Consider the following 12899-nt stretch of genomic DNA (forward strand, 5'->3'; position numbering starts at 1 on the left):
ATGAAGCTAAATACAAAAACTCTCGCGCTTTCATTAGGCAGTTTCATTCTGTCTTGTAGCCTCTTCCCCAGTGTTGCGGCAACCAAAGCGCCTAGTACATTTGAAAAACAACCCAATATCATCTTTATTCTGGCGGATGATCAAGGTTGGAAAGATGTTGGCTTTAATGGCGCAGAATTCTATGAAACGCCTAATATTGACCGACTTGCTAGTGAAGGCATGACCTTTACCGATGCCTATAGCGCTGGCCCAAACTGCGCACCAACTCGTGCATCATTTATTTCGGGTAGCTACACCCCAAGACATAAGATCTATACGCCAGGTGCGGCATCGAAAGGCGATCCACGCTTAATGAAACTCAAAGTGGTATTGGATGACAAGCGCCTTAAATCTTTTGGCTTTAAATCAGGCCCTCGCCCATTTGAAGTATTAAATGATTTAACCCCAAGTACCACCAGTGTCGCTGAAGTGCTAAAGCAGGCGGGATACACCAGTGCTCGTTTTGGGAAATGGCACGTTGGAAAAGATACCCAAGGCTTTGATATCAGTAGTAGTGATGGTATCGCAGGCCCAGAGGGCAAATATTATAACGATGCCGATGCATCCGTTCGTATCACCGATGCCAGTGTCAATTTCATTAAACAGAATAAAGATAAGCCTTTCTTCTTGTTTATGTCGTATTGGGATGTTCATATTCCGTTAGTGGCCGATCCTAAAGTCGTCAAAAAGTACAAAAACAAGCTTAAAGATCACCCTCTTCACAGCAGTGGTCGCAAATACAACCCAACGTATGCGGCGATGGTTGAAGCAGTTGATACAGGTGTAGGTCGAGTGTTGAAAACATTGGATCACTATCAACTTGATGAAAACACCCTTGTGATATATACCTCTGACAATGGCGGTCTGAATAATATCTCCATCAATGCGCCATTACGTGGTGGTAAAGGCTCACTGTATGAAGGCGGTATTCGTGTCCCATTTGCCGCTCGCTGGACAGGAACCATCAAACCCAACAGCAAATCATCAACCCCAATCAATACCGTTGATATGCTGCCAACGTTTGCTGATATTGCCAAAACATCATTATCAAAAGTTAAGCAGCCATTAGATGGCATCAGCATTCTGCCTGCTCTGAAAGGGCAAGACGTAGAATCACGTTCATTATTTTGGCATTACCCACTTTACCTTTCAGGAAAAGGCTTACAAAACTATACGCCTGAGCCTTTAAGCAAAAATGCCAATACGGGGTGGAGAGGCAAGCCAGCCAGTGCCATTCGCTCAGGCGATTGGAAGCTCATTGAATATTTCGATGATGGACACCTTGAACTGTATAACGTTAAACAAGACCTCAGCGAAAGCCAAAATCTCGCCAGCCAATATCCGAAGGTTGCCAAAAAACTACAGGATGAACTTATCCAATGGCGTAAAGACACTCAAGCCGTAGTGCCAGAAAAAGGCCGCCCTGATTACAGAAAAAGATAATGAAGGTACTTAAAATGAAAACCAAATTAAGCTCAATTGCTATCGGTTGCTGTTCATTATTAATGAGTCACATTGGCTTAGCTGCCGAACAAAGTCAGGCTAAAAATGATAGCTTGATCCACATGGTCATGTTTACCCCCAAAGGACAAACAGCGCCACAAAAAACCGAGCAGCGTCTAAACGAAGTTGCCGATATTAGCGAAAAGTTTTTTAACCACTGGATGCACTATTGGGGCTATCCCGTTGCACAGCCTTTTAAACTAAATCGTAATGCAAACGGTGACGTTAAGATCAATTATGTAGAAGGCCGTTATACGCATGCCAGTAAAAAATACGAAAACTATGGCTTTTATAAAAAGTCGGTAATTGCTCAGACTTCAAAGCAATACGATTTGCCAAAAGATCATCAATTTTGGTGGGCATTTTATTACCCTAAAAAAATAAAAAAAGGCGCTTATGTTGGCGGTGGTGATTTTCAGGGAGGGTTCTCTCGTGCAGGGTTTAAAGATGTTAACGGCAATATTGATGTCAATGGCTCATTAGCCGCTAAAGGCACCGCCGATGCTTTCTTACTGAAAGCGGTAGTCCATGAAATGGGACACGCATTAGGCTTACCTCACAATGGCCCACATATCAAAGATGGCTTAGGTAACTCTTTAATGGGACCCGTAAATAAGCGCTATAAGCAATTAAATAATGGTGATGAACGTGTCTATTTATCCAAAGCATCTTCGGCCATGTTATGGAAAAATCCTGTATTTACAGGCACAGACAAAGACATAGATAAAAAAATCAATTTTTCACTTAATGACTATCAAGCGCATTTTGACAAAAGCAAAAACCAAATCATTGTCAAAGGCCAGTTAAAAACCGACTACCCTGCACACAGTGTTGTGATTGCTGATACGCCAAACTCGATAAAAAGTGCTTACTGGCAAAAAATGTACGTTTGTGACATTAAGGAAGGCGGAAAATTTACATGCGTCATCAACGAACCAGAGCAATCTAGCGGTAAATTACAAATGGTGTTCTGCTTTGATAATGGTGCCGTAATGGGGATCCCAAAATCTAAGCGCTCTAGAAGTAAAGAAAAACTCGTTTGGAATAAAGCTTTACGTAAGAAATATACCTTTAAGAAAGGTGAGTATCAGTTTGAACAATAACTCGTTTTAAGCAACGTTTACCCTGTTTGAGGCTCTTATTTCTATATTCTCCCACAGAAATATGAGCCTCTTTTTTTCTAACTGATAAAAAAGATTAAAAGCTACAGATTAGAATTAATCAGCTCTATTGCTTCGTCCAAAATCTCTTTCACACATTGTCGTGCTGTATCAGGCTCACCCGATTTAATCGCATTCAAAATCTGTGTATGCGCTTCAATATCGCCAGTCGCACCTTTCGTTGCATTGGTATAACGAATACTGACTTTAAGCGCAGTACTAATAAAATCCGTTAATTGAATAATAAACGGATTACCACTGGCTTTTAACAAACCAGTATGGAAGGCGATATCGGAATCTAAAGGATCATCTAAGCCTGTTTCTGCGGCTTTCATGCGTTCGAGTGCATAGGCGATTTCAGCAATTTCTTCATCAGTCGCATTGACTGCTGCTAGTGCTGCTGCACTCGGTTCAATGGCAGCGCGAACTTCGGTAAATGATTTCAATACTTTCAGTGATGGGTTACTGCTCAAGATCCACCCCAAAACATCGGTATCAAACATATTCCAGCTTTCTTCTGGTAATACCGTGATCCCTTTTTTCGGTCTTGATGTGATCAAACCTTTTGCCGAGAGCATTTTAACTGCTTCTCGTGTTGCGCTGCGACTAACATCATATTCCACAGACAATTCTGCCTCTGTGGGCAAACTTTCATTAACCTTATAAGTCCCTGTTACAATTGCTTTACCTAAATCATGCGTCAATTGATAGGTTAAGTTATGCTTTATATTTGTAGCCATATCCAGCTCTTATTTGATGCTTTGTTATTTATTATTCAATTACCTGTCAATGATTGCACAGGACTTAAATGAAATCTGATTTGCCGTAACTCAATCGAGAAAATATCTTACGTTAATTTTTGAGTCAACTGTAGTGTTAATCTCTGGTACAACCACAAAGCTACAGTTAAATCCCCTACTTTAGTACCAATATCTCTTTGATACTCAAAATAAAGGTCGGCTATTGTACACTAACACTAAGACTTAACTTAACAAAAAATCAACAGAATTTGAGTTTGCTCACTATACCTCAATCTACAAGATTGTCTATGTGAACACCATGCCGTTTATTTTATGAGTGTTTTTTCAGCAAAACTGCGGTTATTTTTTGTTATCCACTTGCAAAGTCATTAAGCCATAGAGTAAAAAATGTAATCTTAATAAGTTAAATTTAGCGAATGGGTAAGTTAGTGGTAGCAACAACTCAATATCATTGTTTAACCAACAAGACCGTTTTTATTACGGGCGGTGCATCAGGAATAGGTGCAGCTGTGATCCGTGCTTTTTTACAGCAAGGCGCGAAGGTCGCTTTTGTCGATATAAACCTTGAAGCCGCTGTTGATTTAGTAGAAGCCTTCTCTGAAAAAAAGCAGGATATTTGGTTTCGTCAATTAGACATTAGCCATACCCATGAATTACGACAAGCCATTACTGATGCCCAACAACATTTTGGTGGTTTTGATGTATTGATCAATTGTGCCGCTGATGATACTCGATTCGATACTTCTGATATCACACTCGCACAATGGAACGATAGTTTAAATATAAACTTAACTCCTGCTTTTACTGCGGCTCAATCCGCATACAAAATAATGCAGTCTCAGCAAAGCGGCAGCATCATTAATTTTGGTTCCATCAATGCCTTAATTGGCATGGAAAATATGGCACCTTATATTACCGCTAAAGCAGGATTAATGGGGATGACCAAAGCACTCGCTAAAGATTTTGGCAAAGATAATATTCGAGTTAATGCCATTCTTCCGGGCTGGGTGGCGACTCAAAAACAACTCGATTCTTGGCTGACGGATGAGCAAGAACAAAAATGGATGGAGCATTTAGCCATAAAAAAACGCATTCAACCCGAAGATGTTGCGAACTTAGCGCTTTTTTTAGCGTCAAACCAAAGTACGTTAATTACTGGGCAGTGTATTTCAGTTGATGCGGGGAGGACTTAAACTCCCTTCCACAAGCCACTTGCTCAACCACAAAAAGGATTTGTATGAAAAGCTGGCTACTTAAAAGCTTCAAAGATAATAGAGGCTTGTTCATTTTTCTTGTTCTAATGAGTGTATTTCGTAGTGCGGTGGCCGATTGGTATACCGTACCAACAGGCTCAATGAAACCCACCATATTGGAAGGTGACAGAATTTTAGCCAATAAAATGGCTTATGATATCCGTATACCCTTCACTCACACTTCGCTTTATAAAATGTCTGATCCACAGCGTGGTGACATTATTATCTTTGAATCAAAAGTGGCTGATGAAAGGCTGATAAAACGGGTAATTGGCATACCTGGTGATGTGATTGAATTAAAAGAAAATCAATTGATTATCAATGGTCAACCATTGCCTTATCAAACCATTTTGAGTAACGGCTCAGTAAATGACAGACAAGAAAATTTATTGGGGATAAAGCATAAAATTAGAACCGATAAAGCAAATTCACAATATTCTAGTTTTCACAGTGTTACTGTTCCACATGGGCACTATCTCGTCCTTGGAGACAATCGAGATCACAGTGCCGATTCACGAATGATTGGCTTTGTGCCAAGAAATGAAATTATCGGCAGGAGCAAGCAAGTGGTGATGTCGCTGAATTACGATAACTATTATCTGCCACGATCTAATCGGTTTCTTCAAGATCTATAAATAAAAATGATGCAAAAAGTGATGGCTGCCTAATGAATGAGTAATAGTGTGGTAAGACAACCGTCCGTGACAGGATGTCACGGTCGTCAGCACAAGAATGTGCGTTTCTGTTGTCGTTCACACTCTTACTTTTTCGCTACTCAATGCACATTCAGAAGATTTAATACCCGTTCTGCTTAATATCTTGGATCTTCTGCTGCAATTGCTTCACCAATTCTGGGTGCTCAGCAGCGATATCATTCTTCTCACTTGGATCTTTTGATAGATCAAATAACTGTGGTTCATTACTGAAACCTACATCCATCTTTTTATCGGCAATCCAATCTGGGATCTTGCTGGCTTTATCAATCAACTTCCAGTTTTTGTAACGCAGTGATGTAGTACCTACTGACTCTTCAATCAGATACTCACGCGCGGTGTGGGACTTACCCATAAACACGTCTAAGAAATCATGGCTATCTTGAGCCTCACCTTCTGCAAGTGGTGCATTGATCAGCTTTGCAAAAGAAGCATATAGATCCATTTGTGAGATCAAAGCGTCTGATTCAGTTGGTTGGATTTTGCCTTTCCAATAAACAATCGTTGGGACACGAGTTGCGCCTTCATAAGCACCGTACTTACCACCGCGATAAACACCACCCGGTTTGTGATCGCCAACCAGCTCTTTAGCTTGGTCAAAATAGCCATCATGTAATACAGGGCCATTATCACTGGTGAAGACAATCATAGTGTTATCGTCAATACCTAAGCGCTCCAGCTCTTTTACGATTTCACCAGAAATCCAATCCATTTGAACAATAGCGTCTCCTCTTGGCCCCATTGAACTTTTACCTTTAAAGCGCTCATGTGGCATTCTTGGTACATGGATATCATGGTAAGAATGGAATAAGAAAAACGGCTGATTTTTGTTAGCACGAATAAACTTAACCGCTTTTTCGGTAAAGATATCAGCAAACTCTTCGTCTTTCCAAAGGGCTTTTTCACCGCCAGTCATACTGCCCATGCGGCTAATACCATTAACGATGGTTTCGCTGTGCTCAAGATCCGCTGGGTATTTAAGTAATTCAGGGTGGGTCAATCCTGTTGGTTTATTACCGACTTTTTCATGGTAACTTACGGTAATAGGGTCATTTTTATCTAAATTAACCACATTATGATTTTCAAGATAAACGGTAGGCACTCGGTCACCGGTTGCAGGCAGTAAGAAACTGTAATCAAAACCGATTTCAAGTGGCCCAGGTTTAACGTCAGTGTTCCAATCGACGCTGCCGTTACCGAGTCCTAAGTGCCATTTACCCACAACAGCGGTCGCATAGCCCTGTTGTTTTAATAAAGACGGTAAGGTTTTCTTACCCGGACGAATAAGCAGTGGTGCATCACCGGGTAAAATAGCGGCATCATTTCTAAAGCCATGCTCACCGGTAAGTAATGAGTAACGCGATGGCGTACAAGTCGCTGATGAAGAGTGTGCATCGGTGAACATCACACCGCCTGCCGCTAACTTATCAATGTTTGGGGTTTCTACGCCTTTAGCGCCATATGCACCAACATCGCCATAACCAAGATCATCGACATAAAGCACGATCAAGTTTGGCTTTTGTTGTTTTTCAGTCGCCGCTTTTTCAACTGACGACTCAGGGGTACTTTGTTTGCTACAACCGGCTGATAACAGTACTAACGCTGTTGCTACGGCTGTGGTTAACTTTTTTGCCATTGTTCTTGCTTCCAATTATTTAGATACCATTCGTACCAATTAACTGTGTTATAAATGAAGCCGTTGCTTCGACACTACTGCGTTACAACTCCTCGCCATAGTCAAAACTATGACTCGTCTTTGTGCCTTGTATTGCCATTGCAAGGGCTCCCTAATAAACACTTTTAATTGATGTGAATGGTATTATTTTTTTAATGGTTTTAAAGAAAATTGTGGATGTGGGCTGCGCGCGCCATCCATCATTTTTGTTATTTTTTTCACTACGTTCGGGTATGTTGTGGCGACATTATTAAGTTCACCTGCGTCTTTAGATAAATCGTAAAGCTCAGCAGGCTTTTCATAGAATCGAACCAGCTTCCAATTTTGATGACGCACCGCCTGAATCGGTCCTTGGCGTTCATTAAATTCCCAATATAGGAAATCGTGCTGCGCTTGTTTGCGGTTTTTTATTAGTGTTGGAACAAGCGACACACCGTCTGTCTTAGGGCAATCCGCACCAGACAACTCACAGAAGGTTGGCATCATGTCCCACATTGCCGAGATATGGTCAGACTCTGTGTTAGGCTTGATTTTATTAGCCCATTTGGCAATGAATGGCACTCGAATGCCGCCTTCATATAAGTCGCGTTTCTTGCCTCGGAAAGGGCCGTTAGAATCAAAGAAACCGTTGTCGTAGTGGTGGCCATTGTCTGATGCAAAAATCACTAAGGTATTGTCATCAAGCCCTTGCTGTTTTAACAGTTTCAGCAAAGAGCCAATATCTCTATCCATTCGAGAAACCATACCTGCATAAGTCACATTACCTTCTTTATCATTGCGATAATGCCCTTCGGTATTCATCTTACGCTTTGGCCAGCCTAAGTCTTTATATTGGGCTTTAGAATCATCAGGTACCGTCATTGGCAGATGCGGAATGGTGTATGCCAGATACAAAAAGAATGGCTTGGTTTTGTCGCTTTGTTTGATGTAATCAATGGCTTTATTGGTGAACAAGTCATGGGTATAAACCCCTTTATTGTTCATATAATCATTTTCTTTTAACCAATAAGGCGAGTTATTTTCCCAAAGTTTGTCCCAATAATAATAATGGGCATCACGGTGGTATTTGAAACCGAAGAAGTAATCAAAACCTTGCTGATTGGGCATACTTGGGTTGATTTTATCTTCAGGGAAAGTTCTGTCTTCGGTCATGCCCCATTTGCCAATTACCGCGGTTTGATAACCCGCGGTTTTTAGCATTTCACCTAAGGTGATGTCTGAATCTTGTAAATCATAGGGCTTACGGTTATCGGTCCATGTTGGGTTTCCGCGAACGGGGCTATTACCTGAATGCAAGCCAGTTAATAAACTGGCACGAGACGGACCACACACGGTAGAACCAGCATAATGCTGCGTAAAACGGATACCTTCCGATGCCATTTGATCAAGATTTGGGGTTTTGATCTTAGTTTGACCGTAAGAGCCTAAATCCCCATACCCCATATCATCGGCCAAAATATAAATAATGTTGGGCTTTTGGGTTTCTGCGGTTTTTTCCGTCTGTTGTTCAGAAACAGTCGCACACGAAGTGCCACTGAGCAGTAGAGCCGCCATAAGGCTAATTGATGAGCATACTTTTAGATTCATGATGCAAATGCCTTTACGATACGTTGAAGTTTTTGTTCGAGTATTGAGCGTGGACAACTCAGGTTTAAGCGAATAAAGCCTTGTCCCGCTTCACCAAAATTTTCACCAGAATTCGCCAATAGCTTTTGCTCTTGAACCAACTTTTCCATCATTTGTTGCTGAGAGAGTCCTAATTTACGGAAGTCTAACCAGACTAAATAGCTGGCCTCTGGTTTTTGGAATTTGATTTTCGGTATGTGAGTACTTAAATAATCAGCCGCGAAATCCATATTGGCTTCTAGGTAGCTCAGCATCTCATCCAGCCATGCTTCACCTTGTTCAAAAGCAGCAATACTCGCTTGTACACTCAAGCAACTAAAGACGTCCATGCCATAAGCCGATAATTTACGTTTAAGCTGCTCTGATAACTGGGTGTTTTTAATAATGGTATTGGCAAGCCTTAATGCCGTTAAACCAAAGGTCTTGGTTGGCGAGGTGCACACTGCAAGTTGTTGATGCCAATCAGAGTTAGTTGCCAAACAACTGTTGAAGCTTTTGCCATATAAGTTGTAATCCGCCCACACTTCATCACTGATAAGCATCACTTGGTATTGGTGACAAAGCTCCACGACTCTTGATACTTCATCGCGTGTCCATAAACGCCCAACAGGGTTGTGAGGGTTACAGAAAATCATGGCTTTTACGCCAGAGTTTAATTGCTTCTCAAGTAAGTCAAAATCAATTCGATAATAACCGTTATCGTTGATTAGTTGATTGTTTACTAAAGTGCGGTCAAGATTATTCACCACTCTTGAAATGCCGTGATATATAGGCGTTTGTACCACGACCGCATCTTGCTCTTGAGTGGTTAACTCAATCAACATAGCCACCGCTGGTAAAATCCCCTCTGTAGTATGAAACCATTCTTTCTCAAGCGTTAAATTATGGCGTTTTTGATACCAGTCTATGGCCGATTGATAATAACGTTCGCTGCGCTCTGAATAACCCAAAATTGGATGTTCTAGACGCTTGGTAACCGCTTCAACAATAGGTGCATAAATCGCAAAATCAGAATCTGAAACACCACTGGCGAGCACTTGATCTGCATCAGCTTGCAGGCTTTCATCAAGAAAATCCCACTTTAAGCAATCAGTGCCTTGTCGTTGCCATATATGGTCAAAACTTATCGTCATCGTTATCCCTACCCGTTGACCACTTTGGGTTCATTTGATTTAGCACGAACAGTTGAAATCCCAATACCTGTTGCCGCTAAAATTAAGGCAAAGATGACACCACTGTGACATTGGATCGCCCAAGGTAAATAATCCAAGGTTGGTACATTTAGAGTTGATGCCATAAATACCCCAGCAGCCGTCCAAGGCATTAATGGCTCGATAACGGTACCCGCATCTTCGATAGTCCGGGACAGGTTAGTGTAGTTAAGTTTAAAGTCACGATACATGTCTTTAAATAGCTCAGCAGGCACAATCAGAGCCAACTTACCATCAGCAGTCGTCCCCACAACCAGCAAGGTCGTGGCAATGGTCGCACCAATCAAACTAAAGACATTAGTGATCCCTTTAGCAAAATGCTGAACAATCACTTTTAAGCCGCCTGATACCGATAAGGCTCCCGCAAATGAAAAAGCACAAATTACAAGCAGCAGTACATCCAGCATTGATGCCACACCGCCACGATTTATGATTTTTGCAACATCAGGGTTAATCACGGTATCAGCAGGGAACATACTGCCATTAAAGCCATTTAAGAAGGCTTGAAAGATCACGTCTAAGCTGAAACCTTGGAAATAGAAGGCATTGAAACAACCTAAACCACAGGCCGCCAACATCACAGGAATGGTTGGATATTTTTTAATAGCACCAAACAAAACTAATACAGGTGGCAATAGTAGCAGCAGGTTTAAATCATAAAGCTGCTGTATATTAGCTAAAATCGCCGCTACTTCTTGAGAGGAAACCATTGGCTTAGAATCATCAACCTGAAGAGCAAAGGTAAAGACGATACAGCTTAAAATGAAACCAGGTATAGTAGTCCACAGCATGTGCCTGATGTGGCTATACAAATCCGTACCCGCAACCGTAGGAGCAAGGTTAGTGGTATCGGAAAGCGGTGATAATTTATCACCAAAATAAGCGCCCGATACCACTGCACCAGCTACTATCGCAACAGGCGCATTAAGACTGACAGCGACTCCCATTAACGCCACGCCTATGGTTCCAGCTGAACCCCATGATGTGCCAGTACATAAGGATACAAACGCCGTCACCAAAAATGCGGTGATGGCGAGATATTCAGGAGTAATAATGGCTAGGCCGTAATACACCAATAACGGAATGGTGCCACCAATCACCCAAGCACCAATTAAGCCACCCACTAACAACAAAATCAGTAATGATGGCATGGCATCCGAAAGTTTATGAACAATTGCTCTTTGGATACTCAGCCAACTGTGCCCATGATAAACCGCTATCCCTGCTGCAAATACAGCAGAGATAATTAATAACGGCTCAATCGCAAGATCGTACTGACCATAGCCAATCACTAATAACAAAAAAGTGACCAGAATGGGCAGCGATGCCATCATCAAACTCACGGGACGATGTTTTTTAGAAGGTTGCGAGGCCAAATCAGGCACATCTACACTCTTATTTTGTTCCATGGTGTTTACGGCCTTGTTGTTATTGTTTTACTGGCAAATGTGAAAATTCAACGTCAGATTCTGCAGCCATATAAATAACCGCCGCCCAAGCTGCGACATTTTGCTGCATCTGCTTAGGATCTAGCTTATCTAACGTATCATTTGGAGTATGGTGATAATCAAAATAATCGATGCCATTTTGACGTAGCGAGAATACAGGCACGCCTTTCATTCTAAATGGCCAGCTGTCCGGCCCACCACCTGCAGTGTTGTTGCCCTTTTCAATCCCTAATGGCGCAAGCACTTTCATGACGTTATCGACAAAATGTAGATCGCTTGATGCAAAATTACTGTCGAAACGGAAAATATTACTGCCACCAAAATCAGACTCTGATACCAGCTTAATGTTTTTCAGTTCAGCCATATGCTCACGTACATATTGCTTAGAGCCAACCAAACCAATTTCTTCAGCCGCCCACAGCACAAGACGAATAGTACGACGTGGTTTTTGTGGCATTGCCGCAATCAGTCTTGCCGCTTCACTGACAATACCCACACCTGCGCCATCATCTAATGCGCCGGTACCTAAATCCCAAGAATCCAGGTGAGCACCAAGAATGATCACTTCTTCCGGCTTTTCACGGCCTTTAATTTCAGCAATCACATTTGCCGATTTACCCGCAGGCAAAATCTCAGTGGCTAGGGTCATACTCAGCTTAACGTGACCCGCTTTCTTAAGCATGGTAGCGAGAAGATTGGCATCAGGTGAAGACAATGCACCGATTGGAATTTTCTTGCTGCCTTTGGCGTAACTCATTTGCCCAGTATGAGCAAAACGATTTTTTGAGGTACCGATAGAGCGGATCACCACACCAATTGCACCTTTATCCGCCGCAATGCTAGCACTGGTACGACGAATGACCGAGTTTTTACCGTAACCGTTACCTTCACGATGCTTTGGCGTTAGTTCATCAACGAACGCAATTTTGCCTTTCAAGCTGCCTTTTTTGGCTTTTTTAAGTGCATCAAAAGAATCAAAGCGAACTACTGACGCGGTAATGCCATCTTTAGGGGTTGGTACACTGCCACCAAGTGCGGTAATAACGAGCTTTTGAGGATATGGGAAAGTAATTTCAGCTTTCTCAACACCACGATGCCAAACAGGGATATCAACGTCTTCAGTGTATACCTTGTCAAAACCGAAAGACTTAAGTTTTTTAACCGCCCACTCAACCGCTCGTTCGTCATTTTTAGTACCCGGTAAACGGTGCCCAACTTCAACAGTCAGTGACTCGACGATGCCGTATGGATCAGAATGATTGAGAGCTTGTTCACGTAACTGAACAGCCTTGTCCGTTATAGAATCATGATTATGAGCAGCGACGTGCCCACTGAGTAATGCAACAACTAATGGAAGAAATTTTTTGTAGCTCATTTCCCTACCTATTATTTTTTGTTATCCATCGTGGGTATTTTTCTCGACAAGATAACACACATAAATGGTATTTATCATATTTAATTGACATTTTATTTACTTTGAGGTTAATTGTTGTCAATAAAAAATCACTTA

10 protein-coding genes are annotated in these 12899 nt (G+C 41.8%); 4 read left to right on the forward strand and 6 right to left on the reverse strand.

Annotated features, from left to right (window positions below; translation table 11 throughout):
* Positions 1–1482 (forward strand): sulfatase, encoded by a 1482-nt coding sequence (locus E2H97_RS16435; RefSeq protein ID WP_133408137.1) that lies wholly within the window; start codon positions 1–3, stop codon positions 1480–1482.
* A gap of 14 nt (positions 1483–1496) precedes the next feature.
* Entirely contained in the window at positions 1497–2645 is a 1149-nt protein-coding gene (locus E2H97_RS16440) for a zinc metalloprotease (protein ID WP_133408138.1), read from the forward strand.
* A 101-nt stretch (positions 2646–2746) separates the two neighbouring features.
* On the opposite strand, the gene E2H97_RS16445 is transcribed toward E2H97_RS16440, so the two are convergent.
* On the reverse strand, positions 2747–3442 hold the full coding sequence (locus E2H97_RS16445; protein ID WP_133408139.1) for a FadR/GntR family transcriptional regulator: 696 nt from the start codon (positions 3440–3442) through the stop codon (positions 2747–2749).
* A 437-nt stretch (positions 3443–3879) separates the two neighbouring features.
* Here E2H97_RS16445 and E2H97_RS16450 point away from each other — a divergent pair, with 437 nt between their 5' ends.
* Together E2H97_RS16450 and lepB are read left to right on the forward strand one after the other, a co-directional pair.
* Entirely contained in the window at positions 3880–4656 is a 777-nt protein-coding gene (locus tag E2H97_RS16450) for an SDR family NAD(P)-dependent oxidoreductase (RefSeq protein ID WP_133408140.1), read from the forward strand.
* A gap of 44 nt (positions 4657–4700) precedes the next feature.
* Positions 4701–5351, forward strand: coding sequence for a signal peptidase I (gene lepB, locus E2H97_RS16455; protein WP_133408141.1), 651 nt, complete (start codon positions 4701–4703; stop codon positions 5349–5351).
* Positions 5352–5511: 160 nt separating this feature from the next.
* On the opposite strand, the gene E2H97_RS16460 is transcribed toward lepB, so the two are convergent.
* The 5 genes from E2H97_RS16460 to E2H97_RS16480 all read right to left on the reverse strand — a co-directional run bounded on the left by E2H97_RS16460 (position 5512) and on the right by E2H97_RS16480 (position 12764).
* A complete protein-coding gene (locus tag E2H97_RS16460; RefSeq protein WP_133408142.1) occupies positions 5512–7065 on the reverse strand; it encodes a sulfatase family protein in 1554 nt (517 codons plus the stop codon).
* Between the two features lie 183 nt (positions 7066–7248).
* The gene (locus E2H97_RS16465) at positions 7249–8691 is read right to left on the reverse strand and encodes an arylsulfatase (RefSeq protein WP_133408143.1); all 1443 of its coding nucleotides are present in this window, start codon (positions 8689–8691) and stop codon (positions 7249–7251) included.
* A complete protein-coding gene (locus tag E2H97_RS16470; RefSeq protein ID WP_133408144.1) occupies positions 8688–9863 on the reverse strand; it encodes a MalY/PatB family protein in 1176 nt (391 codons plus the stop codon). The genes E2H97_RS16465 and E2H97_RS16470 overlap by 4 nt, the downstream gene beginning before the upstream one ends.
* Before the next feature lie 8 nt (positions 9864–9871).
* Complete coding sequence (gene nhaC, locus E2H97_RS16475; protein WP_133408145.1) at positions 9872–11350, reverse strand: Na+/H+ antiporter NhaC; 1479 nt, start codon at positions 11348–11350, stop codon at positions 9872–9874.
* A 19-nt stretch (positions 11351–11369) separates the two neighbouring features.
* Positions 11370–12764 carry a M20/M25/M40 family metallo-hydrolase gene (locus E2H97_RS16480; protein WP_133408146.1) on the reverse strand — a complete coding sequence of 465 codons (1395 nt, stop codon included), beginning with the start codon at positions 12762–12764 and terminating at the stop codon, positions 11370–11372.
* Between the last annotated feature and the right edge of the window lie 135 nt (positions 12765–12899).

Origin of the sequence: Parashewanella tropica, assembly GCF_004358445.1 — a bacterium.
Lineage (GTDB): Bacteria > Pseudomonadota > Gammaproteobacteria > Enterobacterales > Shewanellaceae > Parashewanella > Parashewanella tropica.